This is a genomic window from Glaciecola sp. G7-5 (assembly GCF_055808975.1).
Genome location: NZ_CM147892.1, coordinates 3,673,801 through 3,699,257 on the forward strand (window position 1 = coordinate 3,673,801; position 25,457 = coordinate 3,699,257).

General features: G+C 40.8%; 26 protein-coding genes. 5 read left to right on the forward strand and 21 right to left on the reverse strand.

Features of this window, described 5'->3' with window-relative positions:
* Position 1 precedes the first annotated feature (1 nt).
* The gene (locus tag AC0L6H_RS16230; protein WP_473390188.1) at positions 2-1,459 is read right to left on the reverse strand and encodes a cryptochrome/photolyase family protein; all 1,458 of its coding nucleotides are present in this window, start codon (positions 1,457-1,459) and stop codon (positions 2-4) included.
* Positions 1,460-1,589: 130 nt separating this feature from the next.
* Between AC0L6H_RS16230 and AC0L6H_RS16235 the strand changes: the two genes are divergently transcribed.
* Positions 1,590-2,873: a DASH family cryptochrome gene (locus tag AC0L6H_RS16235; protein ID WP_473390189.1), complete on the forward strand. Its 1,284-nt coding sequence runs from the start codon at positions 1,590-1,592 to the stop codon at positions 2,871-2,873.
* 50 nt (positions 2,874-2,923) lie between these two features.
* Positions 2,924-4,528: an FAD-binding domain-containing protein gene (locus tag AC0L6H_RS16240; RefSeq protein ID WP_473390190.1), complete on the forward strand. Its 1,605-nt coding sequence runs from the start codon at positions 2,924-2,926 to the stop codon at positions 4,526-4,528.
* A gap of 12 nt (positions 4,529-4,540) precedes the next feature.
* Here the strand turns inward: AC0L6H_RS16240 and AC0L6H_RS16245 are convergent, their stop codons facing one another.
* Together AC0L6H_RS16245 and AC0L6H_RS16250 are read right to left on the reverse strand one after the other, a co-directional pair.
* Positions 4,541-5,476: a cation diffusion facilitator family transporter gene (locus AC0L6H_RS16245; RefSeq protein ID WP_473390191.1), complete on the reverse strand. Its 936-nt coding sequence runs from the start codon at positions 5,474-5,476 to the stop codon at positions 4,541-4,543.
* Positions 5,463-5,828: a DUF3703 domain-containing protein gene (locus AC0L6H_RS16250; protein ID WP_473390194.1), complete on the reverse strand. Its 366-nt coding sequence runs from the start codon at positions 5,826-5,828 to the stop codon at positions 5,463-5,465. Before AC0L6H_RS16250 ends, AC0L6H_RS16245 begins: the two co-directional genes overlap by 14 nt.
* Positions 5,829-6,380: 552 nt before the next feature.
* Between AC0L6H_RS16250 and AC0L6H_RS16255 the strand changes: the two genes are divergently transcribed.
* On the forward strand, positions 6,381-7,136 hold the full coding sequence (locus AC0L6H_RS16255) for a MauE/DoxX family redox-associated membrane protein (protein WP_473390195.1): 756 nt from the start codon (positions 6,381-6,383) through the stop codon (positions 7,134-7,136).
* A 198-nt stretch (positions 7,137-7,334) separates the two neighbouring features.
* On the opposite strand, the gene AC0L6H_RS16260 is transcribed toward AC0L6H_RS16255, so the two are convergent.
* The 6 genes from AC0L6H_RS16260 to AC0L6H_RS16285 all read right to left on the reverse strand — a co-directional run bounded on the left by AC0L6H_RS16260 (position 7,335) and on the right by AC0L6H_RS16285 (position 14,002).
* A complete protein-coding gene (locus tag AC0L6H_RS16260; protein ID WP_473390196.1) occupies positions 7,335-10,430 on the reverse strand; it encodes an efflux RND transporter permease subunit in 3,096 nt (1,031 codons plus the stop codon).
* Positions 10,427-11,551, reverse strand: a complete 1,125-nt coding sequence (locus AC0L6H_RS16265; RefSeq protein ID WP_473394561.1) for an efflux RND transporter periplasmic adaptor subunit — start codon at positions 11,549-11,551, stop codon at positions 10,427-10,429. Before AC0L6H_RS16265 ends, AC0L6H_RS16260 begins: the two co-directional genes overlap by 4 nt.
* Positions 11,552-11,560: 9 nt before the next feature.
* On the reverse strand, positions 11,561-11,974 hold the full coding sequence (locus AC0L6H_RS16270; RefSeq protein ID WP_473390198.1) for a heavy metal-binding domain-containing protein: 414 nt from the start codon (positions 11,972-11,974) through the stop codon (positions 11,561-11,563).
* Positions 11,967-12,983, reverse strand: a complete 1,017-nt coding sequence (locus AC0L6H_RS16275) for a TolC family protein (protein ID WP_473390199.1) — start codon at positions 12,981-12,983, stop codon at positions 11,967-11,969. The genes AC0L6H_RS16270 and AC0L6H_RS16275 overlap by 8 nt, the downstream gene beginning before the upstream one ends.
* A 2-nt stretch (positions 12,984-12,985) precedes the next feature.
* The gene (locus tag AC0L6H_RS16280; RefSeq protein WP_473390200.1) at positions 12,986-13,456 is read right to left on the reverse strand and encodes a hypothetical protein; all 471 of its coding nucleotides are present in this window, start codon (positions 13,454-13,456) and stop codon (positions 12,986-12,988) included.
* A gap of 126 nt (positions 13,457-13,582) precedes the next feature.
* Positions 13,583-14,002 carry a hypothetical protein gene (locus AC0L6H_RS16285; RefSeq protein WP_473390201.1) on the reverse strand — a complete coding sequence of 140 codons (420 nt, stop codon included), beginning with the start codon at positions 14,000-14,002 and terminating at the stop codon, positions 13,583-13,585.
* 35 nt (positions 14,003-14,037) lie between these two features.
* Between AC0L6H_RS16285 and AC0L6H_RS16290 the strand changes: the two genes are divergently transcribed.
* Positions 14,038-14,217, forward strand: coding sequence for a hypothetical protein (locus AC0L6H_RS16290; RefSeq protein WP_473390203.1), 180 nt, complete (start codon positions 14,038-14,040; stop codon positions 14,215-14,217).
* A gap of 19 nt (positions 14,218-14,236) precedes the next feature.
* On the opposite strand, the gene AC0L6H_RS16295 is transcribed toward AC0L6H_RS16290, so the two are convergent.
* From AC0L6H_RS16295 to AC0L6H_RS16320, 6 genes are all read right to left on the reverse strand, one after another.
* Positions 14,237-14,464, reverse strand: a complete 228-nt coding sequence (locus AC0L6H_RS16295; protein WP_473390204.1) for a DUF7660 family protein — start codon at positions 14,462-14,464, stop codon at positions 14,237-14,239.
* A 284-nt stretch (positions 14,465-14,748) separates the two neighbouring features.
* Positions 14,749-15,156 carry a hypothetical protein gene (locus AC0L6H_RS16300; RefSeq protein ID WP_473390205.1) on the reverse strand — a complete coding sequence of 136 codons (408 nt, stop codon included), beginning with the start codon at positions 15,154-15,156 and terminating at the stop codon, positions 14,749-14,751.
* Positions 15,157-15,297: 141 nt separating this feature from the next.
* Positions 15,298-15,525, reverse strand: coding sequence for a DUF6501 family protein (locus AC0L6H_RS16305; protein WP_473390206.1), 228 nt, complete (start codon positions 15,523-15,525; stop codon positions 15,298-15,300).
* Positions 15,513-15,662, reverse strand: coding sequence for a hypothetical protein (locus AC0L6H_RS16310; protein ID WP_473390208.1), 150 nt, complete (start codon positions 15,660-15,662; stop codon positions 15,513-15,515). Before AC0L6H_RS16310 ends, AC0L6H_RS16305 begins: the two co-directional genes overlap by 13 nt.
* 452 nt (positions 15,663-16,114) lie before the next feature.
* Positions 16,115-16,750 carry a hypothetical protein gene (locus tag AC0L6H_RS16315; RefSeq protein WP_473390209.1) on the reverse strand — a complete coding sequence of 212 codons (636 nt, stop codon included), beginning with the start codon at positions 16,748-16,750 and terminating at the stop codon, positions 16,115-16,117.
* A gap of 85 nt (positions 16,751-16,835) precedes the next feature.
* Positions 16,836-17,129, reverse strand: coding sequence for a hypothetical protein (locus AC0L6H_RS16320; protein ID WP_473390210.1), 294 nt, complete (start codon positions 17,127-17,129; stop codon positions 16,836-16,838).
* A gap of 148 nt (positions 17,130-17,277) precedes the next feature.
* Between AC0L6H_RS16320 and fabA the strand changes: the two genes are divergently transcribed.
* Positions 17,278-17,796, forward strand: coding sequence for a bifunctional 3-hydroxydecanoyl-ACP dehydratase/trans-2-decenoyl-ACP isomerase (gene fabA, locus AC0L6H_RS16325; protein WP_473390212.1), 519 nt, complete (start codon positions 17,278-17,280; stop codon positions 17,794-17,796).
* Between the two features lie 77 nt (positions 17,797-17,873).
* On the opposite strand, the gene rmf is transcribed toward fabA, so the two are convergent.
* The 6 genes from rmf to pyrD all read right to left on the reverse strand — a co-directional run bounded on the left by rmf (position 17,874) and on the right by pyrD (position 25,398).
* A complete protein-coding gene (gene rmf, locus AC0L6H_RS16330; protein ID WP_473390213.1) occupies positions 17,874-18,044 on the reverse strand; it encodes a ribosome modulation factor in 171 nt (56 codons plus the stop codon).
* A gap of 399 nt (positions 18,045-18,443) precedes the next feature.
* On the reverse strand, positions 18,444-20,105 hold the full coding sequence (locus tag AC0L6H_RS16335) for a DUF3466 family protein (protein ID WP_473390215.1): 1,662 nt from the start codon (positions 20,103-20,105) through the stop codon (positions 18,444-18,446).
* Between the two features lie 14 nt (positions 20,106-20,119).
* Positions 20,120-22,048, reverse strand: a complete 1,929-nt coding sequence (gene uup / locus AC0L6H_RS16340; RefSeq protein ID WP_473390216.1) for an ATP-binding cassette ATPase Uup — start codon at positions 22,046-22,048, stop codon at positions 20,120-20,122.
* Complete coding sequence (locus tag AC0L6H_RS16345; protein ID WP_473390217.1) at positions 22,045-22,287, reverse strand: glutaredoxin family protein; 243 nt, start codon at positions 22,285-22,287, stop codon at positions 22,045-22,047. The genes uup and AC0L6H_RS16345 overlap by 4 nt, the downstream gene beginning before the upstream one ends.
* The gene (gene rlmKL, locus AC0L6H_RS16350) at positions 22,284-24,401 is read right to left on the reverse strand and encodes a bifunctional 23S rRNA (guanine(2069)-N(7))-methyltransferase RlmK/23S rRNA (guanine(2445)-N(2))-methyltransferase RlmL (RefSeq protein WP_473390219.1); all 2,118 of its coding nucleotides are present in this window, start codon (positions 24,399-24,401) and stop codon (positions 22,284-22,286) included. Before rlmKL ends, AC0L6H_RS16345 begins: the two co-directional genes overlap by 4 nt.
* Positions 24,394-25,398 carry a quinone-dependent dihydroorotate dehydrogenase gene (gene pyrD / locus AC0L6H_RS16355; protein ID WP_473390220.1) on the reverse strand — a complete coding sequence of 335 codons (1,005 nt, stop codon included), beginning with the start codon at positions 25,396-25,398 and terminating at the stop codon, positions 24,394-24,396. The genes rlmKL and pyrD overlap by 8 nt, the downstream gene beginning before the upstream one ends.
* Between the last annotated feature and the right edge of the window lie 59 nt (positions 25,399-25,457).

Here is a 25,457-nt window from a genome sequence, read left to right on the forward strand (position 1 = left end):
TTTATTTAATAGTTGCATACGCATCTAAGGCGCGCTGTCTAGTTTCTTTAAGATCAACAATAGGTTCAGGGTAATCCTTGCCCAATACGATGCCAGCGTCTTTTAATACTTGTGAACTCGCTTCCCAAGGCTTATGGATAAACTTTTTTTCCAAGTCGCTAAGTTCAGGACAATACTTTTTGACATATTCTCCTTGTTTATCAAACTTTTCGCCCTGCAATATAGGATTAAATATTCTAAAATAAGGTGAGGCGTCGGCCCCAGAACCCGCTACCCATTGCCAACCCGCAGCATTACTTGCGGTGTCGGCGTCAAGTAGGCAGTCCCAAAACCAGCGCTCGCCTTCTCGCCAGTCTATTAACAGATTCTTGACTAAGTAGGAGGCGACTATCATGCGCACGCGATTGTGCATGTAGCCGGTTTGCCATAATTCACGCATACCAGCATCCACAATAGGTACGCCAGTTTTACCTTGTTGCCATGCGCGCAAGTGTTTAGCGTTTTGTACCCAAGGGAAGGCGTCAAATTTGCTATTGAAATTACGGTTTTGAATATCGTTAAAGTGAAACAGCAGGTAGTAAGAAAACTCCCGCCAGCCAAGTTCACTTAAGTAAACATACACGCCTTTTTTCTCTCTGCTACCATCAAAAGCATCGTGCACAGCATACCAGGCTTGGTTTGGGCTAAGTAAACCAAAATGCAAGTAAGGAGACAGCAATGATGTACCTTTTATAGATGGTACGTTGCGGTCTTCATCGTAATCTTCTATGGCTTCGTTAATAAAGCGAGCCAGTTTTTGCTGTGCGCCCTGCTCGCTCACATTCCACAGTTTTTTAATTTCACTGTCCCACTCAATTGTGGGCAATAGCGCTAAACTGTCTATTGATTGATAACCTTCGCAGTCTTGTATATTGGGCATTATATCGAAGATGGGTTTGCGCTCGGGATAGCGCGGGTGCTGGGCATTTAAACAACCGTTTTTATAATAGGGAGTAAATACTTTGTATGGCGTTTCATCCTTTTTAAGTACTTGCATGGGCTCCCATAATAAACTTCCATTTGTGCTATGGGCATCTATACCGTCGGACTTCAAACTTGTTTTTATTTTTGTATCACGCGCAATTGCCCAGGGTTCATACATTCTATTCCAATAAACATTGCTTACATCATGCTTAGAACATAAATCTTTAAGGATACTTTGTGGGTCACCTTTAGCAATAACAAGATGGCCGTCTAAGGACTCTTGTAGCGACTCCAGCGCGTGATGCAGCCACCATTTAGATGCTCCGCCAAGTTCGGCTTTGTTAGGCAAGGTCGTATCGTAAATGAATACAGGTAAAACATTGTCGTGTTTTGCCGCTTTTATTAACGCTGGGTTGTCTTTTACCCGTAGGTCTTGACGAAACCACATGATCGAGCGCGTCGGGTCGTTGCTTTTGTTTTCGTTTGAAGTAGGCATAGGTTTTATTGACTTGTTGTATGTTGCTTACACTTTTTGATAGTGATTTTTACTTATTTAAGAATGATATAGATCGCATAAAGTAAAAACTTAGTAAGATACTTTATATTAACGTTAATTAAGCTTACGTATGGACAAGAAGCAATACAAAATTGGCCTTCATTACTTTCGTCACGACCTAAGAATGTGTGATAACGACACGCTTTTCGATTTAATGGAACAATGCGAGGCAGTGGTTGCTGTTTATATATTTGACCCAAGCACCTTGGAGCAAAATCGCTTTGGGCATTGTCAACTAGGCAGGCATAGGCACACGTTTCTAGACCAAGGTTTGCTAGCATTAAAGCAGCAGTTATCGCAGCATAATATTGAGCTGCACATGTTTGAAGGGAAACCTGTAGAGCTCATGCAAACTTTAGTGCAATCATGGGACATAGACTGCATATCTTATAATGAGCACTACGGTTATAGCGAAACGAAAGATATTAGCTTAATGCAGCAAGCGCTTCCTCAGTGCTCATGGATTAAAGGGCTTAGCCATTATTTACTTAAGCACGATGAATTACCCTTTCCTCTCAGTGAAATGCCAGACGTGTTCTCCCCGTTTCGCCGGCGCGTAGAAAAAGACCTGCGCATTCGTTCAAGTCTTACTAAAGAGTTTGCTGACTTCAAACAACCATTGCATTTAGCGCCACTGAATAAATCTTTGGTGCAATATGTGCCAGCAAAAGTAGACAGTGACAACGGCTATGTAGGCGGCGAGTCTGAAGCAAAAGCACGAGTAAATGAGTATTTCTTTGAAAGTGATAGCATTGCAAGCTATAAAGAGACGCGAAATGGCTTAGATGGATGGGATTTCTCTAGCCGCTTATCTGCATATTTGACGATGGGCTTTATTTCACCCGCCTATGTGTTTACTAAACTCACCGAATATGAAAATACGCGAACCAAAAACGATTCAACTTATTGGTTATTTTTTGAGTTGTTATGGCGAGAATTTTTCCACCTACAAGCGAAAAAACAAGGGGTTTTATTTTTTAGATTTGGAGGTATTCAACAAAAGCCGCCCTCTAGCCACCATAACGACAATAAATTTACGCAATGGAAACAGGGACAAACGCCCTATCCTATTGTTAACGCAGCCATGAAGCAGATTGCAAGTACCGGCTTTATGTCAAACCGAGCAAGGCAGTTAGTGGCGAGTTGTTTTGTTCACGAGTTGAATTTAGATTGGCGCTATGGCGCGGCATATTTTGAAGAAATGCTTATAGATTATGACGTTGCCAGTAACTATGGTAATTGGCAATATTTGGCTGGCGTAGGCTCAGATCCTCGGGGCCATAGACAATTCAACCTTGATAAACAAAGCCAAATTTACGATCCCAATGGTGAGTTTGTGCAAAAGTGGGGCTAATAAAGCTACGCTACAAATGATACGAAGTGCGAAAGGTAGAATTTTCATCAATGGTAAAAAAGAGAATAAAGGTCGCCCTCTGGTGGGTTAAAAGAGATTTTCGCTTAAATGATAATGAGGCACTGTCTATTGCTTTATCGTCAAGCGGTGTCGTATTGCCGATGTATTTATTTGAACCATTGCTTTTAAACGGGCCCGACTGGGGCGTTTTTCATACCCAAGCGATACGAGCCGCGGGCGAATCACTAAGTAAAAACCTCAATCATTTTAATAGTAAACTTTTAGTATTTGACTCATCTCCAATTGAGGCGATTGAAGAAATAATGCATAGACTAGAGGCGACTGAATTTGAGCTTGCTGAGGTCTTCTCCCATGAAGAAACAGGTCTTACGCATACCTTTCAAAGAGACAAGGAATTTAAATGGTGGTGTGAAAACAACGCTATTGTATGGCACGAGTATACAAACAACGGCGTAATTAGAGGACCAATTGACAGAAATCATTGGGAAAAGCGTTTTTCAAACTACATGCTCAAAGAGCGGGTAAAATTTTATAAAGATAAGCTGTGTGTTAGTTTCCCCAATAAATTAAAAGCTATATTTTCAGATAGGTTTTACGAAACTTATGCAATTCAAAATGGCCCAAACCCTGCTGCTGAGAGCTCTGTTTCCCAATACATGGATGTTAGCGAGCGTTCAGGCAATCTGATACTAAGAGACTTTTTGAACAACAGAGGCAGAAAGTACAGAGGTGGTATTAGCAGTATGAATATAGCAACTAATGCCTGTTCTAGGTTGTCTGCTCATATTGCGTGGGGTTCGTTATCGCTGCGGACGGTGTTGCAAGAGTGTGACAATAGATTAAAAGAAATTGAGACTGAAAATACTATTAGTTCGAAACAATGGAGAATGAGTTTAGACAATTTCAGATCTAGGTTGTTTTGGCATGCGCATTTTGTTCAGAAACTCGAAAACCAAGTGGATATGGAGTTTCATGCGGTAAACAAAGCCTTTAGAGGCGGTTTACCTTATATTTATGCCGAAATTGCCCCTGATGAACACAAAAAACGACTAGATGCATGGTTGTATGGTCAAACTGGCTTTCCTGCTATCGATGCCGCGATGCGCTACTACCAAAAGTATGGCTGGCTTAACTTTCGTTCTCGCGCAATGATCACCAGTTTTGCTTGCAATGCTCTTAGGCTACCGTGGCAAACCGTTATGTACGAACTTTCAAAACTCATGAAAGATTACGTGCCGGGCATTCATGTATCGCAAGTACAAATGCAAGCGGGTGTTACCGGCATTAATATAATTAGAGTCTATTCGCCGCAAAAGCAACTGCAAGACCACGACCCAAAATGCAGTTTCGTTTACAAAATGATCCCCGAATTGCGGTCTTTAAAACCTGCGCAAATATTATCACTTTCAAATGAGTTCTTTTCATCTTCTTACGCCACACAAATTATCGATTTTAAGAGCGAATCACGAATCATGAAAGATGCACTCTATGAAATATCGAAATCTGAATATTGCACAAAAGAAGCCAAAGCGGTATTTATCAAGCATGGGTCAAGACGACGCAGCTTTTCTGCACGGCGTGGCAATGCGAAAAAGAAAAGTAAACTTGAGTCCTCTCAATTGAAATTGTTCTAGCCTTATTAAGCACTATTTCATTTCGTCACGACATTGTTCATCGGCAAACTCCAACTCTACTGTTGTATGTTCAAAATGATACTTTGCTAGTGAGCTTTGTATATTCTCTTTTAGCGACTGTATGTGCTCAACATTGACTTCCCCTTCTAAAACAAGATGCACAGTCATAACATTGCGTTCTCCGTCTAAAGACCAAATGTGAAAATGATGAAGGTCACTCACCTTATCGTTTGCAAGCAAGTCGTTTCTTATTTTTGACATTTGTTCTGCATCGGGCGTTGCCTGCAAAAATAGCATCAAGGTTTCTTTTAGGTTACGAAACACATTAAACAAAATAAACAAAGTAAAGCCAATGGACAAGATTGGATCTAAAATCGGCCAAGGCTTAAACATCAAAACGATGGATACAATAAATACGGCAACCCAACCGAGTACGTCTTCGAGTAAATGCCAATTAAGCACGCGCTCATTTAATGATGTTCCTTCACTTAGTTTATAAGCGGCAAAACCGTTTACTGCCATACCAAAAATAGATAAGGCTAACATCCCTTCTACTTGGGGCATTTCGGGCGCTGCCAAGCGCGGAATTGCTTCAAACAATATCCAAATAGAACCTACTATTAGCACTATTGAATTAATCAAAGCGCCCAGCAAAGAAAAGCGCTTATATCCATATGAGAAGGTTTGATTAGCGCCTTTATCGCTTAGCTTGTTCAACCCCCATGCAGTCCCAATCGACAAACTATCGCCTAAATCGTGCACGGCGTCAGCCATGATGGCGGTACTATTGGTTAGCCAACCACCAATAAATTCGATAATCGTGAATACCACATTTAAAAAGAACGCCCAGCCGATGCGTTTTGAAGCATCATCTGAATTCCCATGTGAGTGCGAGTGGCTATGTGAATGGCTATGTGAATGGCTATGTGAGTGCTTATGACTGTGCATGTCTAATCTTATCCAAGATTTCTTTATTTTTAGTTGAAATAGGCATGGGTTTGAACGGACTTACATTTGCGCCGCCTGTATTACCCTCGGGCAATAAACCAATAGCGGTTTTGGTAACCGCACCAATCAGCCTAAAAATTTGCCCGAATACTTCTTTAACGTCCTTGCGTTTAAATCCAAACTTAAGCATTTCATAATGCACTCGGGTATGGTGATATGTTGAATGCTGCCCAATTACATGAGCATCTTCTAGGGCTTTGAATCCCGACTCATCATCTTTGTCTGCAAATGACTTATGCGCTTCGCTTAGTTTTTGAACCACATACGGCCTTGCTGCTTGCGTGAAATTCATAAACCTTCTCCATTATATTTGCTGTTATTACGAAGTTCTTTCTTGGCATCTTTTCAGATTAAGAATGCCCCCGCGGAACTAGTAGAAAAATATGAAACCCTATCATCAAATCAGGCCAGCGAGTGTGAGATAAGTAAGCCGTTACGTCTACTAATATTACATCAATGTTGGCAATGACCTCAATTGCAGAAAAAAATCCAACTCGCTTACTGACTCATGTAATAAGTGTAACCTCTACACTTATTATCAAGTCAAGCGCATTTTGGTAAGCAACACTGGTTTCACCTATAGTTCTTCGGAATTTGAAAACAGTTTAAGTATGGTTATATGCTTGATCGACTTGGCTAAATTTTTGCAGGAATGTTCCAATAAGGCCACTAAAACTTATAATTTATGTTTACACCAATAAAATTGGGCCTCGGCAGACAACAAGACAACAGGTCTAATAATTCGAGCATGTAAATATTACACATCAAGTGAAGGAAGTCCTCGCAAAGTTTGAACGATCAGTAGTCAAAACTCTCGGCTATTAATTGGCACAAGGAGTCTAAAATGAAGAACACAGCAACGCTATATCGCATGCACACCAGTGGGCATATCTGCCCTTATGGTCTGCGTTCCAAAGACCTGCTTGAAAGAAAAGGCTATAAAGTAGAAGACCATAAATTGACGTCACGAGAAGAAACTGACAAGTTTAAAGAAAAACACGATGTTAAAACCACTCCGCAAGCTTTTATAGACGGCAAGCAGATTGGCGGTTATGACGACCTGAGAGATTACTTTGACATGGAGCCTGCTGGTCAAACCGGCACCACCTATACACCAGTATTGGCCATTTTTGCTGTCGCCTTTTTAATGAGTTTAGCCACCAGTTTTGCTTACACAGCGCAATTTATCTTAATAAACGTAATTGAATTGTTCGTTGCTTACAGCATGACCATATTAGCTATTCAAAAGTTACGCGATTTGTACACGTTTTCAAACTCATTTATTACCTACGACTTGCTAGCCATGCGCAATATCAGATATGCCTATATCTATCCGTTTGCGGAGGCGTTTGCTGGCATTGGGATGCTCGCGACAATATCAGGTTTTGTTGTTGGTCCTGTGTCCCTTTTTATAGGAACTGTAGGTGCTATATCAGTATTCAAAGCGGTTTACATCGAAAAAAGAGAGCTAAAGTGCGCTTGCGTAGGTGGTGATAGCAACGTGCCGCTTGGCTTTGTTTCACTGACAGAAAATTTATTTATGATTGGGGCGGGCGCCTGGATGTTGTATAAAGCTATAGGCGGTACCATCCAGAACTAAATTGCACAGCCGTTATCTGCTCAGCGGCTGTGCACTACAAATGCAGAAGAAAGGCCGGCAAACAAAACTGGCAGGATGGCATCGAGTTACGTGATGTTCTAACTCATTTGTGTATAACCCGAAAAACGTATTTTTGTTGATTGAAACCCAACCTTGCTCGGATCAAAATTTGCTTTAGGATAGGTCACATTTAAAGACTCAAGTGCGTCGCCATAAATAGTAAACTGCGGGCAACACAATTAGCGTTAATATTAATGCGCTAATCATTCCCCCAACCATGGGTGCTGCAATACGGCTCATCACTTCTGACCCGGTGCCGCTTGTATACATCACCGGCAACAAACCAAATATAATAGATGTTGACGTCATCATTACAGGTCGTATCCGCATTTCAGAACCTTCAATCACTGCGTTTTTTAAATCGTTTTGACTATAGTCTTTGCCCAAGGCCTCAAACTTGTTGTCTAAATAAGCCAGCATGATAATGCCAATCTCTACAGCCACTCCTGCTAGTGCAATAAAGCCCACTCCTACTGCTACCGAAAAGTTAAAGCTTTCAATATACAATAACCAAATACCACCAATTAAGGCGAAAGGAAGAGTAGCAATAATCATCAGTACCTGAGGAAAGCTACGAAAATTGGCATAAAGCAATATAACAATAATGGCGAGCGTAAGAGGCACTACATAAGTCAGTTTTGCTTTGGCGCGTTCCATGTATTCATATTGACCACTCCAGGTAATTGAGTAACCTGCTGGCAACGAAACTTGGTCACGAACAAGCGCAATCGCATTATCAACATAGTTTCCAATATCGACGTTTTCGATATCCACATAGACCCAGCCATTTGGTCTCGCATTTTCACTTTTAATCCCGGGCGGCCCGTCAATAATCGATATTTCAGCAATTTCACCCAATTGAATATGTGCGCCAGATGGCGTCACAAAAGGGAGTTTTTCAAGCTTTTCCGGTGAATCCCGATACGATTGTGGGAATCGTACTTGTATTGGATAGCGTTCAAGTCCCTCTACGCTTGTAGTGAGGTTTTTTCCACCCACTGCACTGGCAATAAATGATTGCACATCAGCAATGTTTAGTCCAAATCGGGCGGCCTCGGGGCGCTTGATGTCAATATTTATGTATCTGCCACCAACTACTCGCTCGGCGTAAACCGAGGCGGTGCCTTCTAATGTCGCCAACACTTGTTCTAACTCTTGTCCTATTTTTTGAATTTGTGCTAAATCAGGCCCGCCAATTTTAATACCTACTGGCGTTTTTATGCCCGTTGCCAGCATATCAATACGTGTCTTGATTGGCATTACCCACGCATTTGTTAGTCCAGGAAAATCGACTAAGCTATCTAATTCATCAATAAGCTTTGAGGTCGTTAGGGCTTCTCGCCACTGTGATTTGGGCTTTAGTTGAATAAAGGTTTCAATCATTGTAAGCGGCGCAGGATCGGTTGCTGTATCTGCTCTACCTACTTTTCCAAAGACTGTTTCTACTTCGGGCAAGGTTTTAATTAGCTTATTACTTTGCTGTAAAATATCTCGAGCTTCTCCTATCGATACCCCGGCATAGGTAGTTGGCATGTACATCAAATCGCCCTCATCTAATGGTGGTATAAATTCATTGCCAATTTTGTTGATTGGCCACAAACCAATCATCAGCACCACAAGCGAGAGTAAAACCGTTGTTTTGGGAAAGCTTAATACCGTGTTAAGTACTGGTCTGTAAATGTTAATCAATACGCGATTTATTGGGTTTTTTCGCTCAGGTAAAATCTTTCCACGAACAAGGTAGCCCATTAACACCGGCACTAGGGTAATTGCCAATATCGCGGCGCAGGCCATTGCGTAGGTTTTGGTGTAAGCAAGCGGCGAGAACATGCGACCTTCTTGCGCTTCTAAGGTAAAAACAGGAACAAAGCTAACCGTTATAATTAATAAACTGAAAAATAATGCGGGCCCTACTTCTGATGCTGACTTAGCCACTATCTCCCATCGGTTCTCGTTGGTAAGCGGTGTTCTTTCAATGTGCTTATGCATGTTTTCAACTAATACAATCGCTCCATCAATCATTGCGCCTATGGCGATGGCGATACCCCCTAAAGACATAATATTGGCGTTAATACCTTGGATATGCATGATGACAAACGCTGCTAAAATACCAATAGGTAGGCTGATGATGGCGACCAGTGAAGAGCGAAGATGAAACAAAAAGATAAGGCATATGAAGGCTACTACGCCAAATTCTGCGAGTAGCTTTTTGCTCAGATTATTAACCGAGCGCTCTATTAACGCAGAGCGGTCATACACGGTTGTGACTTCAACACCACTAGGTAGGCTGGCCTTGAGCGCATCTAATTTGGCTTTAACACCATTTATGGTGGCTTGGGCATTCTCACCAAAACGCATCACGACTATCCCGCCTACCGACTCTCCTTGTCCATTTAAATCAGCAAGTCCCCTTCGCATCTGCGGTCCTATTTCTACCTCTGCGATGTCTTTTATTATGAGGGGTGTAGCGCTAAGCCCTGCGTCCATTCCTATAGGTATGTTTTCTATATCTTGTTGGCTTGAGATGTAACCTGTCGTTCGAATCATGTACTCAGCTTCAGCCATTTCAACAACCGAGGCCCCGGTTTCTTGATTACCGCGCATAATCGCCATTTGCACGTGTGACAAGGGAATGTTGTAAGCTTGCAATTTAAGCGGATCAACTATCACTTGGTATTGTTTGACCATGCCGCCAACAGTGGCAACTTCAGACACGCCTTGCACGGTTTGTAGCTCATACTTTAAAAACCAATCTTGCAGGCTTCTCAAGTCTGCTATGTCATGCTGACCTGTTGGGTCCGTTAATGCATACATGTACACCCAACCAACCCCTGTAGCATCTGGTCCTAATTGCGGTTTAGCAGAAGGTGGAAGCGTTGGGATCACTTGAGAAAGATACTCTAGAACACGACTTCGCGCCCAGTATAAATCAGTGCTGTCATCAAAAATAATGTAAACGTAAGAGTCACCAAAGAAAGAGAATCCGCGCACCGTTTTGGCCCCAGGTACAGACAGCATGGCGCTTGTTAATGGATAGGTCACTTGATCCTCGACAACTTGTGGCGCTTGACCGGGGAAGGATGTTTTCACAATTACCTGTACATCTGAGAGGTCTGGGATTGCGTCAATGGGCGTATTTTTGACTGAATAAAATCCTGCGCCAATCAATATTAAGGTAGCTAACAGTACAAAAAAGCGATTATGGATTGACCAGTGAATAAGAGATGAGATCATGGCTGGCCACCGTTGTTATTCATACTATTGCTGCCATCCATATCCTCCATAAAATGTATGGTATTAATTTCGTACATTCCCGAAGCCGACTTAATAATTTCAACATGTACTTCTTGTCCCTGCTTAAAATCGTTAATATCGATTGTATCGCTGAGCATAAAGTTCATCGTCATGCCCATCATATTAAACTCATCTAAGGGGCCGTGAGTTAGGTTTATTAGGCGTTCATCTATTATTACTTCATTTACAGTCGCTTGAGTCCATGAGCTTATATCATCGTCTTGCTGGTTATTATATTCTTCCGTTGGCGCTTCCATACGCATAAAGTCAGAACTAATACTGCTTTCGGAATCGAGTAAGAACTGCGCAGAGCTAACCACTTCATCACCTTCTTTCACGCCGTTTAGTACTTCAAATACATCATCAAAAACACGTCCTAATGTAATATTAATCGATTTGTATCTGCCTTCCCCCAAAACTAGTACAACACGGTCTGCATCACCTGTTCTAATAACCGCCTGCTTAGGTACTGCGATTATATTATCTAGTATTGAATCATTACTTGATGCGGCATCAATTACGACATCGACATACATTCCTGGTTTAAGCGCTAAACTTGGGTTTTCAAGCCTAAGTCTTACTTTCATCGTGCGCGTATTGGTATTAATTGTGGGGTAAATATAGTCAATCGTGGCTGCCATCTTGCTTTGTGGTACATACGCATTGTGAATAATTGCGCTTTGGCCAAGCATGACCTTACTTGCGTCACGTGCAAATACCTCAGCATATACCCAAACCTGGTCTAAACTGGCAATCGCCAACATCGTCGTACTCGGCTTTACATAAAAGCCTTCTTGAATGTTTAATTCACTTACGTAACCGCTTTGAGGCGCATAATAAGTAATGCTGCGCTTTATTTTTCCTGACTTGCGGATGCTATCTATTAGGCTTTGAGGTGCATTTAAAGACAAAAGTCTCGATTGAGCCGCGCGGATCAACGCTTTGTTAGCTTGCTGTAAGGCGATTAATAGTTCTTCTTGGGCGTTAACAAGGTCGGGAGCATACAAGGAATACAAGGGTTCGCCTTGTTCAATATAGTCACCCTTGCTGCGCACGCTCAGCGTTTCTACTCAAGCTTCAACTCGCGGATGAATATGTACGATGTTATCTTGGGCGAACGCAATCTCTCCATAAGTTCGAATACTTGATTTGGGCGATATTTTTTCAATGTTAACAGTCTTCACGCCTAGGTTTTGCACTGTCACAGGGTCAATGCTAACAGCACCTACTTCGTCCTGAGCGCTATCAGTTTTGTACACTGGGACCAAATCCATGCCCATCGGAGATTTTCCAGGTTTATCGCGTTTAAAGTTTGGATCCATTGGGGCTACCCAATACAAAGGCTCATCGTTGCTTGCTTGTTCTTCATTATCTAAAGACGGGCTATGCAGCATACTTGGCCTTAATACATAAAGCATACTTACACCAATTATTAAGCCAATTGCGATACCCATGGCGAGTGCTTTTAAGCTAGTTTTAGTCATGGGTATTGTCCTTTTTGCTTATTAAATTTTCGGCAGCCCCAAACGCATTGACTGAAGATTGGGCGATTGAAGACTCTGGCGAAAAGTATTCAATGCTTGCTAATGCTTTGCGCTTTGATATGTCAATATTGAGCTGCGTTATTTGTGCATCAAGTTCGGCAATTTTTGCGCGCACAACTTCAGCAAAATCACCGCTGTCATTTGTGTAAGCATTTAGGGCAGCTTCAGATTGTTGTGACATTTTCACTAAGATATTATTTTCATAAATAGCAAAGCGCTCAGATAGCCCTAAATATTCTTGATAAGCACTGCTAAGACCGGCCATTAATTCACGCATAATAAGCAGTTTTTCAGTGCGTATTGCTTCGGTCATTAATTTTGCGCCCGCTAGATTGGCGTCTTGTCTCTTTTTCGAGAACAAAGGCACACTTATACTCGCGCCAATTGATATAAAGTCTGCACGGCTTTGCCCACTTGCAGCATCGTCTCTAAGCGCATAACTCGCATTTACGGCGTATTGTGGTTTAAATGCTTGTTCAGCCAATTCAATGTCGATACTTGATGCACGCACACGTTGCTCAGTCGCATCAATCAGAGGATGCGTTTCGATGAGTGGGTAAAGTGATTGCTCGTCAATATTTTCTCCTATTGCTGCAAGCACTTGGATGCTGGGGCTATTTATATCAGTTAATGAAGCCGGCATGATTGGCTGATTTATAAAACTAGCCCTGTATGTAGAAGTAGGCTTTGGTGAATTTAAAAATGTCGATAACTTAGATAGCGCCATGCGTTTTTTCGTATCTAAGGAAATCAATCTGTCATTGAGTCTTACAAGCTCAAGCTCAGCGCGAATAATGTCTTGTTGCCTGGCTTTTCCTGCTGAGGATGCATAACTGGCACTCACAATCTCACTTAATTTATCAAACAAAGGACGCGCTTCGTTTACCAAGTGATAACTTGCAGATGCCTCAAACGCGTCTAACCATAAATGAGTTGTTTGTAATATCACTTTTAGTCGCCGGTTATCTCGTAGAAAAGGCTGCTCACTTGCTGATAGCTTGAGCTTTTTTCTTCAAGCGCCGTTGAGTCACCCCTAGGGAACATTTGTGTTGCACCTACTTTGACTTGTGTCATTGGCTCTTGGTCAATAGCAAAGCCATCGGTCGGCAGATTTAGTAGCCCTAAACTAAATGTAGGATCAGGTAGCGCGCTGGCGCCCTCACTCAATACTTCAAGACGCGATTGCATCAACTGGCTTTTGACTAACCAGTCGTCATTTTTAAGGGCAAGTTCTTTTGCTTTTTGAAGCGTCAACACACTGTGCGTTTCATCCCTTACATCTTGAGCCAATATAGATGATGAAGAGGCAAGTAATAAACTAACAAACACTATTTTTGCGGATTTACTTAGCATCAAACAATAGCGGTTTTTAGTTCGTTTGTAAGACCTTACATATTTAGATAAATCTTTTAAATTACGCATTTAATTCACTCATAGAAAGCGGTGATAAAAAACACTAGCAAATAGAGGCCTCTAAGCTTTGATTAAGCGATAAAGCACCTATGCTGTGTTATAAAAAACATCGCTCGTTACAGCGATACTTTTAAGCTATGAGAAATTAGTAATTGGGGGACGTTTTGGTTGGTACAAAAAAGGGGCTATCGGGTTGATGAAATCAATAGTTAAAGACGCCAAGTTGCTCTTGATAACTTTGCTAAGGCTACTGTTAGTCACAAAAACACTGGCAGAAATAAAAGAACTGCATTGGCAATCACCATCACAACAAGTCAATGACGCAGTCATGTCACAGCAATCCATTTCGTTTGACGCAGTTTCTGTTGCAGCCGTTTGATGGCTCTGGGTTTGTACCATATCAGACATCATTTGTTGCGCCATGTGGTGTTCGCTAGAAGACATATCCATACCACATGCTTGCGTTTGTGGCGAAAACGCAAACGCGCCGCCAAGCTGAGACACCAGCAGAGCCGCGATTAAAAGCAAACTTTTTAAAAAAGAATATGATTTCATGGGTATGAGTATAAATTAAATTCTGCGCTTAGTCGATGGTGAACAATCAAGACATCAAATCCAGAATTAGCTACTTAGCTAAGCTCAAACCCTTAAATGATGAAGACCTAAGTGACTTTATTCATGAGCAATTAACCAAAGCCAAAATTCGTTATACGCTAGGAAAAAGCTCTAAACATCTTAAGCCGCCACCTAAAAGCTATTTATTCGTATAGACTTGCCGCATATAAAATTCTAGCAAACATATTCCAAGATGGTTCTCTCTGGAAAATCTATATTATTATTTTTATACGCGTACTCAATGCTTTCTATCCAATATGCCATTGCTTCTAAAAACGTTGCCAAATTATCATTCTCCCAATGAGAAGAATTAGTTTCATAATCCTCTTTAAAAGACTTTATGAACATTGCTAACTCTTCTTTTGTCTCGACTGTTTCAATTTGTTCGTATAATTCCGCCATTAATCTAGTCTCCCGTTTAGTTTTACTATTTTGCCACCATTTGGTGATGAATTTTTGGAAGAAAACTCTTTTAACAATGTTGTATTAGTAGCATGCCTTATATTTAATGGTTTACCAGCGAAATGAGATTTTACAATTCAGTACTAAGCAATAGTAGGCTCAAGAATTAAGTGACACTGACCCCTTTTTTAGGAATGCAGTTCCGATCAACACCAATGATATAGACTTGGAAAATTCCAGCGGTAAGCAAATGGAAGTATTAACGACGGAACTAACATCCCCCCTTACTCTTCGAGCGAATAGATTTCAGTTATATCTTTCAATATACCGTTTGTAAACCCATTCCTGCCGACAACACTTGATACAAAAGTTGCGCGTATTAAAACAAACTTACGATTCACAACTTTTAACTTTTCTTCTTTTATGTTAAAAAAATCTACCGTGACGCCGTACTCAGAAAGCCCTAGCTGCGCCGTTCTTTCATTCGGATACAAAATTGCAGTTTCGTTTTCTGTATTAATTTTAATGTACGACCTAATAATTATTTCTTTGCCTGTATAAGTTTCTGGCGTTGCAACTAAATGAGTCAGAGATACTAAGCAAGCAGCGTCTGGTGGACACCTTGAGGATGGGTATTCCGCCAAACACATCGAACTAAATAACAATAAAAATAGAATTAGTTTAATCTTCATTATCAATCCTTATATTTGTTTTGATGGTAGAAACCGCACTTTTTAACTGCGTCCCGACTGCCCATTTATCATGCTCATACTTTTTAATAATCCTTGGAAATACAAGCAACCCGCCCCCTTGAAGTCACATTTTTTAGGAGTTTAAATTTGGGGAGCAATTACCTCAAACATGACTTTGGGGTACAAATAGTCCTCATCAGTGTTATCTAGAATTCTGTAATACTCATCGTCTTCATCGAGAACGTCATAAACCTTATTGATGGTTAAACTTATCATTTCGCCTTCGTATTTACCTTGGATTAAGCTGCCATTTGGCAACTCATCCATATAAGGTTTTGTGGAAATGCATCGTACTTTTAATCCAGCCATGTTTTCACCTTAAATTCAACTTTGCCCACTCCATGTGCTTCATACCAATGAACCTCAGCTCTTCTTACATTTCCTGACGTCGTTACCACATTTGCATCGCCTGAACTCACCTTTGACTCTACTATACGATATCTCACCAAACAACCTACCCGTTAGAGAGGTTTTGCCCGGCTGTACTTCTCGCTCAAAGCCTTTTCCTACATATTAGGTCACGGTAGTGGCGCCTCGGTTGTCTTCGTTTGCTTGTAACGCATGCCATCTGCGCCGTATTTAAACGTAGGCGTGGTGCCGTTTTTAACGAGGGTCATGGGTTTATTGTGTTTGTTATAAACGGTTTGCTTTAAACCGTTAACGGTGAGCGTATTGATTCCGTTAATATTTCGTCAATTCTTCAATATAAACCACTATAGAGATTTTACAATTCTGTACTAAGCAATAGTAGTCCGCTTTTTCTGGGTTTTTCGCCAATGTCATTATAGACAGCGGTAATAGTGCTGCCTTTGGCGTCTTTTATGTAGTCAGGTGCGCCTGCACTGCCATTGTTAATTGCCCACTTGCCAATTTAAACAAGTCATCAAAAGTGTAGTTGCTATATTACGACTCTATATATTCCTGTTATGTTAATATCCTTCGTAAAACGGACATCCACGAACCATTTGTTTTCACCTACACTGAGCGTAAATGTCATTAAATTTTCATCAGTCAAGTCATACCTTAAAGTATTGTAGATTCGAATTTTCTCAGAAGAAGTATCAATAATATCGAAAAACGCACTAAATTCATCATAGAAATTTCTCTCATACCACCCAATATTTGCGCGTAAGAATGAGGCTTTTTGTTTTTTTAATGATAACCAAAAATCATATGCACGGTTGACTAGTATTAAATTTTTAGAATCATCATAATCTTCGAAAAACAAAAACTGTGGACTTGAATGACTCTGACAGTTTTCAATACCTCCCCAGTACCTTCCGAGTTTGACGACACCTCTTCCATCAATCACAAACTCATCAAAAAAACAGAGATTAGACGGGCCTTTTTTGATTTGGCCGAAAAACACTTCATCACACTTAAAGTATTCCGTTGTATTTGATGATTGAGGACTTGCTACAAGAGCAGAGAGTTCTTCTTTGCTTGCCTGCTCAATTTTACAGGTTAAATTTGAAGCGTTAGTCGTAAACGAAACAAAATATAAACTAAAAAATGCCAAAGTTAATTTGTTCATTGAAACAAACTCCAAAAACAGCGCTAAGCAAAATTGGTCTTAAGGATTAAGTGACACTGACCCCTTTTTTACTCGCCACAAAAATTTAACTCGTTTCTTTAGGTTCTTTTCTTGCCATGAGTTTTTTCTTACGGTCGTCTTCTTGCAACCATTTATTTAAAAAACGGATCTGCCCGTTTTTATAGGCTGCATAGGTTATGCGTAACGAGTTGGATATAATATCGTTATCAGTCCAACCGGTTTTCTCTACAATTTCTTTGTAGTTGTCCATCGCGTCAGGTGTAATGTACCCGCGTACCATTTTTTTACCCAAGGCTTTTTGACGTTCTCTAAAACGCTTTTGTTTTTCTGCGTTTGCGACTAATTTTTTATTTTTCATATCGGTTTTATTTGTGACTTATGCTGTTAGTGTAGATCAAAATTTAAATTATTTTCATCTTTTTAACTGTTCAGAGTTGTTTAGCGTACAAGTGTTCGCTAAATTAGCGGATAATGATAATGTTACAACAACTTAAAAAGAAAATACCATGACGATGAATAAAAGCAGTTTTACCCGCGAAGAATTACTATCTTGTAGTACAGGCGAGCTATTCGGTCCAGGCAACAGTCAATTACCTGCCCCTAACATGCTAATGATGGACAGAATTACCATCATAAGTGAAGACGGCGGTGAAAACGATAAAGGCTTTATAGAGGCCGAGTTAGATATTACGCCTGATTTATGGTTCTTTGATTGCCATTTCCCTGGAGACCCGGTTATGCCCGGTTGCTTAGGACTTGACGCCATGTGGCAATTAGTCGGCTTCTTTTTAGGATGGTCGGGCGGCCCTGGCAAAGGACGAGCGTTAGGCGTGGGTGAAGTTAAATTTACAGGGCAAATATTACCCACCGCTAAAAAAGTTACCTATAGAATCGATTTTAAACGTGTCATTAAACGTAAATTGTTTATGGGACTAGCAGATGGCTCGGTTGCGGTTGATGGTCGTGTGATATACACCGCTAAAGATTTGAAAGTGGGTCTGTTCCAAGATACTTCTGCTTTTTAATGCAGCGTGAAAAAAAACTTGTTTAAATCAAAAAGCCCGTCGTAATGACGGGCTTTTGTTTAATTGGGTTTTATTTACTATCTTAAACCAGCGTGCCTGTCTGCAAAGGCCTCTCGCCAGCCTCCTAGCCACTCTACTCTTGCATTTGATTCTTGAAATGGACAATTCTCTTTAGAACGACCGACAATACCGGCTTGATAACCTTTGGAATGTGCTCTGGTCAACTTATCTCTTTTTTGTCTTTTCATTAATAGCCTCTCTTGGTTAAATAAATAAAGTAGAGAACATTTATTGCGGGTAACATTACTGCTTGCAGTGACACTTTCTACTATCGTTTATGCAGTGTCAAAAAATTGCCTACTGTCATTCTTATCAATGACATAGGCCCACTTGTGCAATACCAAGTCCCTACAATTTATTAGTACACCCATGAGTTAGATAGTTCAACAATGTGAAGCGGGAAAAAGTGATTAAGTTATATAACTACTTGAAAAACCTAGGAGCTTTTTTTTGTAATATTTGGTGCTAATGAAAAGGTAAAATATGCAAAAAAGTAATTAAAAAAGCGCAAAGTCACGGTTAGAGGGACTTTGCGCTTATAAAGTTTATTTTAGGATGTACATCCTACGTTACACTGAAAGCATGATTTATTGAGTGTAAATGTTGCGTTTCCTGAACACACTTATGAGTAATAATCCCGCAATCGTCAAAAAACCAACACCTGCACCTTGTCTTTCGGCTAATGAAGAGTCTTCCTCAGATAAGTCACAATCGCTGGCCGCTTCACCTGTAGGCGTTAGTTTAACCGCTACAACGCTATCAACTAAAACTTCTTGCCCGTCAGAGTCTAGCAAGACTTCGCCTCTTAAATCACGGGCAGGTCTTTTTACTAAGGCATCAGCAATGATTTCGCCGCTGTCGTTAATGTCATTTGCGGCAACGATGTCCATGTCAGCATCACAACTTATTAGCGCATTCAAATTAGTAAAAGTGTCTTCTTCTATATTGTATATGAAGCCACTTCTTCTTCTTGTTCCTTGCGTGGCTTCTGACTCTGCTTCTCCTACTACAAGGTTTTGATTATTGATTGCTCTTGGAATTGTTGATGAATTTACAAAAAAACCATCTAAGAACTCAACTTCTTGCGTAGAACGATTATGAACGAACATAATTGTTTTAAACACACGTGATACAAGCTTAGATTGATAACCTACAACATATCCGTTGTTGTTAATACCTGTAGCTGTATTTGGCATTAAGTCTTCGTCTTCTATAATACGAATCGTTTCACCGTTTTCAAAAACTACCGCGGTGTTGGCATAGGTAGTAGATACAGGCGCCGAGCTTGCACCAACCGCAACGCCAGCATCGTTAATATCATTTGCTTCAGTTGAAAGGGCAATGGTTACATCGTCATCAGGCTCAAATACCAAGCCATAGTTTGTTTGGCTTAATACTTGTCCAGTTGAGTCTACCTGCCAAATTGATGCTCGACGATTTGTAAACTGAGAAAAACTGTCACTGGCTAAACGAATTCTGTATAAACATACATCAGCGGGTTCATCAAGAGGACGCTCATCGTCGTCCAAACACTGCTCTATTGATTCACTTAATAACGCTTGCGGACCAATGCTGGTGGTCCCTGCAACTTGCAAACCAGCATTTATTGCTTTGGCAGTGCTAACGCCGCCACCAGAAAGATCATCAGGTACTAACTCAGTAACCGTATCACCTACTTGAATAAAACCACGCAAATTAAAGTCATTAATCGTGTAAACAACTTCTACACCACCTTCAGTTGTATGATTAAGCTGTCTAAAAGGGCCTGCCATGGTGCCTACTATGTGAGTACCATTTTGTGAGCCAGCAATAGTCGTTCTTTGAGCAAAGGTAAAACCATTGGTACCATCAGTTTCTTGGTCTAACCCAAATACATAATCAACATCAGTTCCGTCAGTTTTATAGACTATTTGTGATGCTAGTTTTTGACCCGTCAAACTGTTGTTTGACGTTTGTGAATAAATATAACTACCAAGGACATTGTAATCTGTATCGTCAAAATCTCCCTGTGCAGCGCCGTCTGGATCATTCAATGTAAAAATAGATAGGTCTATTAATGACAGATCAATTGGGGGATTGAATGGGCTATTCAAGGTCACCAAGACCAAACCTGTATTATCAATTGCACTACCAAATTGATTTAATGACAAGTCCTCGGTTGGGAGCTCTTCAATTGTATATGGCGCGGCATTCGCCAAAAGCGGTAAACTGCTTAGCATTAACAAAGTTGTTATGCGGTTTAATTTCATGAAATTTCCTGTTACTACAAATTATTCTGTAATGATTCTAACTCTTCCCAACGTGCAAACGCCTTTTCTAATGCGTCCTCCGTCTGGGCAAGCTCGTCCAATATAGGTTGAGTTTTAGTTACGTCAAGACTATAAAAGCCTGGTTGACTAACTTCCAGTTGTAATTTTTCTAAGCTTTCTTCTAATACTTCCAATTGCTTGGGCAAATTTTCTAATTCGCGCTGATCTTTATATGATAACTTTTTAGCGCTAGCCTGAGTAGTCGATTGTGTCGATTTAGGCTTTTCTTTTATCTGCTTTTGCTTAGAAGCTTGCGCCGTGGCAGCAGCTTCTTCAGTGGCTTTACGGTTCACATACCAATCGTGTACATCCTGATAGCCACCAATAAATTGAGATATCTTCCCATCACCTTCAAAAAACAGGCTTGAGGTTACCACATTGTCGATAAATTCTCGGTCATGGCTCACTAATAAAAGCGTGCCTTGATAATCTACCAACAAGGACTCTAGTAATTCCAGCGTTTCGACATCGAGATCATTAGTTGGTTCATCTAAAATCAACAAATTACTTGGCTTGAGCATCAACTTCGCAAGCATTAAGCGATTTTTTTCACCGCCAGAAAGAGTCGACACTGGCGCATTAACGCGTTCAGGAGAAAACAAATAGTCTTGCAGGTAACTTATAACATGACGAGGCGAACCATTAACTTCAACTTCCCTTTTGCCATCAGCAATAACATCAATTAGCGGTTTATCCAATTCGAGCTGGTTTCTGTGCTGATCAAAGTAGGCAATTTCAAGATTAGCACCCCTGAATACTTCTCCACTTTGCGCTTCTAATTGTCCTAGCAGTAACTTAATTAACGTTGTTTTACCGCAACCATTTGGTCCAATAAAGGCAACTTTATCGCCTCTATTAATGAGTACATCAAGATGTTTGATAATTGGCTTACTGTCATACTGGTAATTTACGTCCTTAAGCTCAAAAACTCGTTTACCTGATTTAACGCCAACAGAACTGACTATATTTGCACTACCAAGCTGATTGCGCCTAGTTTTAAATTCTTCTCGTAAGGCTTTAAGTGCCCTTACTCTGCCTTCATTTCTGGTTCGTCGGGCTTTAATACCTTGACGTATCCAAACCTCTTCTTTCGCTAACTTCTTATCAAACTCGCGCGCATGAGTTTCTTGAATTTCCAAATCATGCGCTTTTTGTTCTAAGTATTTTTCATAATTACCCGGATAAGACGTAACGCAGCCGCGGTCAATATCCACTATGCGTGTCGCCATACTGCGAATAAACGCACGATCGTGGCTAATAAACACAATTGAGCCTTGAAAAGACATGAGTGTTTTTTCTAACCATTTCACCATATCAATATCTAAATGGTTGGTGGGTTCGTCTAGTAATAATACATCGGGTTGCGATACCAGCGCGCGGGCCAAAGCCGCTTTGCGACGCCAGCCGCCAGATAAGCCCTGTAAACTGGTTTCGCCGTCTAATCCAAGTTGCGTAAGCACATTACTAATGCGTTGTTCTGTTTGCCAGCCATTGTTAGCATCTAAGATTTCTTGTAAACGCTGTAACTCAGCTAAGGCACTTTCACTGCTATCTTCGCTAATTTTATGTATTTGTGCGTTGTAGGCTTTAATAACTTGGGCATCTTCGCTTAAACCTTCTGCTACATAATCAAACAAACTAATATCGTTGTTGGTAGGTGGGTCTTGCGCCAATCGAGCTATGTTTACGTGATTGGCACCAATGCGCTGCCCTTCATCTAGCTTAACTTCACCGCTTAATATTTTAAGCATGGTTGATTTGCCGCTACCATTACGCCCTACAATGCAAACCCTTTCCTTTTCATGCAGTACAAACTCGGCTTGGTCCAACAAAGGTGGTTGACCAAACAAAATACTGGCTTGCTTTAGTTGCAATAAACTCATTTTACAAAATCTCTTAATTGCGCCAGCGAGAATGGCCATCCCAGGTCATCATTAGCGCCAATAGCAATATCATTATTTTTCTTGATAACAGGAATACGCATTGCGTAAAGATGGTATAGCTCTGCGCTATCTCTGATGTTCACTTTTTCAAGCTCTACGGGGATATCTAATTGCGCTATCAAATCTTGCGCTTGTTCACACAAGCCGCATTGGGGGCCAGTATAAAGTGTTAGTTTCATGCGCTTAATACCCAGCAATGGTGAATTTTTTGATTGCGTTTAAAATCTTCATCGATGGTTTGGCGAGTAATATCTTCTAGGCTAAAGCCAAGCGCTTCTAGTGCCTGACTATCTATTTTAAAATTACGCAAGTTATTACTAAAAAATATCTTCCCGCCTGTTGCTAACATTGCTTTAGCATCTGTTAGCAAGGCAACATGATCCCTTTGCACATCCCAATCATTATCCATACGCTTTGAGTTTGAAAACGAAGGTGGGTCAATAAACATCATATCAAATTTTTGCGCCGTGTTTTGGCGACTCAACCACACTAAACAGTCAGCTTGTACGAACTCATAAGCACCGCTGAGATTATTAGCCGCAAAATTGTCTTTTGCCCACGCAATATAGGTGTTCGACATATCTACCGAGGTCACTGATTTTGCCCCATGCATGGCCGCATGCACTGAAACACTGCCGGTATAACAAAATAAGTTGAGGACATGTTTATTTCGGCACATTGATGCAAAGCGCTGACGAGTAATACGATGGTCAAGAAATAAACCAACATCTAAATAATCACTAGGATTGATCAAAAACTTAGCTTGATGCTCATGCACTTCTATACGTTTTTGTTTTGCATCTACCTTTTGATACTGTGCCTTGCCCTCTTGCTTTTTGCGCACTTTCAGCACAATGCGCTTTTTATCAACCTTAAGAATATGAGGTATATGCAAAAGCGCTTGCGCTAAACGTTCTTGTGCAATGCCCTCAGGAATCGTTTTAGGTGGCGCATATTCTTGCACAATGACCCAGTCGGCATATATATCTATAGCAAAGTTATAATTGGGTAAATCTGCATCATAAACGCGATAAGCGTTGGTGTCGGTGCGTTTTAACCATGACGATAAACGTTTAAGATTTTTACTTAGGCGGTTGCTAAACTCATCTTCATTGGGTTTTGCTTGAAATGCCTGCAAATTCTCTGCCGTTAACTGATAAAGCGCTAGTACCGTTTCAATTTTACCATTAAACAATTTAAAGCGTTTATGGGTTCTTAGTTTAAGCGCTTTTAATAACTGTTCATTTGAACTTAATAAGGCCACTTTCCAGTTGGCAAAATTTGCCTTTAAATGTGCACCAAATTGAGTATAGAGGGGCAATAAACCTACGTAGTCGTCAAGCCTTTCACCATAAGGTGGATTGCTCACTATATAGCCTTCGGTTTCTTTTACTTTAGCGTGCAAAGCATCACACTGCTTAAAGTCAATATAATCTACAACACCTGCGTTTTCGGCGTTGCTTACCGCGTAATCAAGTACGGAAGTGCTAATATCAAAGGCGTAAATTGGGCCTTCAGGCGTTTTTTGCGCAGCTAGTACTTCTGCTTTTACCGCTTCAAATTCACTTTTTTGATGTCCAAACCAGTTTCTAAAGCCCCATAATTGCCTATCAATGTTTGGTGCGATATTCGCAGCAATCATAGCGCCTTCAATTGCAATGGTGCCTGATCCGCACATCGGATCAAGTAAGGCTTTGCTGCTATCTTTGTGCCAACCGCTACGATATAGAATTGCCGCGGCTAATTGCTCTTTTAAAGGAGCATCGCCTGTTGCCTCTCTATAACCACGTTGATGCAAGCTTGTTCCCGACAAATCGATGCAAATGGCCACTGATTCTCTACGAAGACGCACATGAACTTGAAATTCTGGAAACTGCCTTTCAACGTTTGGTCTAGCTTGGCCATCTTCAACAAATGCATCAACAATGGCATCTTTTACTTTTAAGGCACCAAATTGTGTATTATTTATTGCCTTACTAACGCCAACAAATTGCACTGCAAAAGATGTATTTGCACTAAACTGCTGCGGCCAATCAACCTGTGCGGCAACTTTATAAAGCTCTTCTGCGTTGCTTGCTTTGCCTTCATTCATCACAATCAATACACGATTTGCTAAGCGCGAACACATGCAAATTTTATAAGCGTCTTTTAATTCAGCTTCAAAACTAACCTGGCCAGGTTGCACCCTCGCAAAAGCTTGTCTTTCATCATCTGGAATATTTAACATATCCGCAATTTCAAGCTTGAGTAATTCATCAAGCCCTTTTGCTGCTGTTACTATAAATTTATGCATTGATGAGTTCTTTTATTAGCGCTGGGCCTTGATATATAAAACTGGAGTAAACTTGTAACAAGCTCGCGCCAGAAGCGAAGCGTTCTTTTGCATCATCACAATTGCTAATGCCACCAACGCCTATGATGGGCATAGCGCCCTTAAGCGCGCTATGAAGATATTTGGTGATTTGGTTGCTTTGACTCGTCAGTATTGCGCCACTTAAACCACCCATTTCATTGGCGTGTTTGTGCCCTGCTACCGCGTCGCGTGCGAGTGTAGTATTGGTTGCAATAACGCCATCCATGCCTGTCTCAATCAACGCAGCGGCGATGTCTTGTATTTCAGTTTCACTGTTGTCAGGGGCGATTTTTACCGTTAATGGCACGTATTTACCGGTCGCTTGATGTAATTTATGTTGCTCTTGCTTCAGGTCATTGAGCAAAGCTTTTAATAAGTCGCCATATTGCAAATTGCGCAAGCCTGGGGTGTTTGGTGAAGATATGTTAATCGTAATATACGAGGCTAATTCGTATACTTTGCGCATACAAATTAAATAATCGTCAATCGCGTTTTCTTCAGGTGTATTTTTATTTTTGCCTATATTGATGCCAAGTACGCCCTTATAGCGACTCGCTTTTACTTGATCAACTAAATAGTCAACGCCTTTATTATTAAAGCCCATTCGGTTAATAATTGCGCCATGTTCTGGCAACCTAAACATACGCGGTTTGTCATTGCCAGCCTGCGCTTTAGGGGTTGTAGTACCCACTTCAATAAAGCCAAATCCCATAGCATCGAAGGCATCTATGCATTCGGCATTTTTGTCTAAACCCGCAGCAAGGCCAATAGGATTTTTAAACTGCAGTCCCATGCATTCGACAGGTTTACTATCAACATTTTGGGCATAAATATTTTTCAACAGATTATGTTGAGACCGCTTGAGAAATTCCATTGAAAAATCGTGACTCCATTCGGGATCACAACACATTAATGACTTTTGAACTATTGAATACACATTTATCCTAGCTATAAAAAAGCCCTGCAAGCAGGGCTGTCTACTTTTTCGAGCTATAG

Bases quoted from the DNA above. Each gene is read 5' to 3' on its own strand.
- AC0L6H_RS16230 (WP_473390188.1), bottom strand. From the start codon at position 1,459: ATGCCTACTTCAAACGAAAACAAAAGCAACGACCCGACGCGCTCGATC.
- AC0L6H_RS16235 (WP_473390189.1), top strand. From the start codon at position 1,590: ATGGACAAGAAGCAATACAAAATTGGCCTTCATTACTTTCGTCACGAC.
- AC0L6H_RS16240 (WP_473390190.1), top strand. From the start codon at position 2,924: ATGGTAAAAAAGAGAATAAAGGTCGCCCTCTGGTGGGTTAAAAGAGAT.
- AC0L6H_RS16245 (WP_473390191.1), bottom strand. From the start codon at position 5,476: ATGCACAGTCATAAGCACTCACATAGCCATTCACATAGCCATTCACAT.
- AC0L6H_RS16250 (WP_473390194.1), bottom strand. From the start codon at position 5,828: ATGAATTTCACGCAAGCAGCAAGGCCGTATGTGGTTCAAAAACTAAGC.
- AC0L6H_RS16255 (WP_473390195.1), top strand. From the start codon at position 6,381: ATGAAGAACACAGCAACGCTATATCGCATGCACACCAGTGGGCATATC.
- AC0L6H_RS16260 (WP_473390196.1), bottom strand. From the start codon at position 10,430: ATGATCTCATCTCTTATTCACTGGTCAATCCATAATCGCTTTTTTGTA.
- AC0L6H_RS16270 (WP_473390198.1), bottom strand. From the start codon at position 11,974: ATGACTAAAACTAGCTTAAAAGCACTCGCCATGGGTATCGCAATTGGC.
- AC0L6H_RS16280 (WP_473390200.1), bottom strand. From the start codon at position 13,456: ATGCGTAATTTAAAAGATTTATCTAAATATGTAAGGTCTTACAAACGA.
- AC0L6H_RS16285 (WP_473390201.1), bottom strand. From the start codon at position 14,002: ATGAAATCATATTCTTTTTTAAAAAGTTTGCTTTTAATCGCGGCTCTG.
- AC0L6H_RS16290 (WP_473390203.1), top strand. From the start codon at position 14,038: ATGGTGAACAATCAAGACATCAAATCCAGAATTAGCTACTTAGCTAAG.
- AC0L6H_RS16295 (WP_473390204.1), bottom strand. From the start codon at position 14,464: ATGGCGGAATTATACGAACAAATTGAAACAGTCGAGACAAAAGAAGAG.
- AC0L6H_RS16300 (WP_473390205.1), bottom strand. From the start codon at position 15,156: ATGAAGATTAAACTAATTCTATTTTTATTGTTATTTAGTTCGATGTGT.
- AC0L6H_RS16305 (WP_473390206.1), bottom strand. From the start codon at position 15,525: ATGGCTGGATTAAAAGTACGATGCATTTCCACAAAACCTTATATGGAT.
- AC0L6H_RS16315 (WP_473390209.1), bottom strand. From the start codon at position 16,750: ATGAACAAATTAACTTTGGCATTTTTTAGTTTATATTTTGTTTCGTTT.
- AC0L6H_RS16320 (WP_473390210.1), bottom strand. From the start codon at position 17,129: ATGAAAAATAAAAAATTAGTCGCAAACGCAGAAAAACAAAAGCGTTTT.
- fabA (WP_473390212.1), top strand. From the start codon at position 17,278: ATGACGATGAATAAAAGCAGTTTTACCCGCGAAGAATTACTATCTTGT.
- rmf (WP_473390213.1), bottom strand. From the start codon at position 18,044: ATGAAAAGACAAAAAAGAGATAAGTTGACCAGAGCACATTCCAAAGGT.
- AC0L6H_RS16335 (WP_473390215.1), bottom strand. From the start codon at position 20,105: ATGAAATTAAACCGCATAACAACTTTGTTAATGCTAAGCAGTTTACCG.
- uup (WP_473390216.1), bottom strand. From the start codon at position 22,048: ATGAGTTTATTGCAACTAAAGCAAGCCAGTATTTTGTTTGGTCAACCA.
- AC0L6H_RS16345 (WP_473390217.1), bottom strand. From the start codon at position 22,287: ATGAAACTAACACTTTATACTGGCCCCCAATGCGGCTTGTGTGAACAA.
- rlmKL (WP_473390219.1), bottom strand. From the start codon at position 24,401: ATGCATAAATTTATAGTAACAGCAGCAAAAGGGCTTGATGAATTACTC.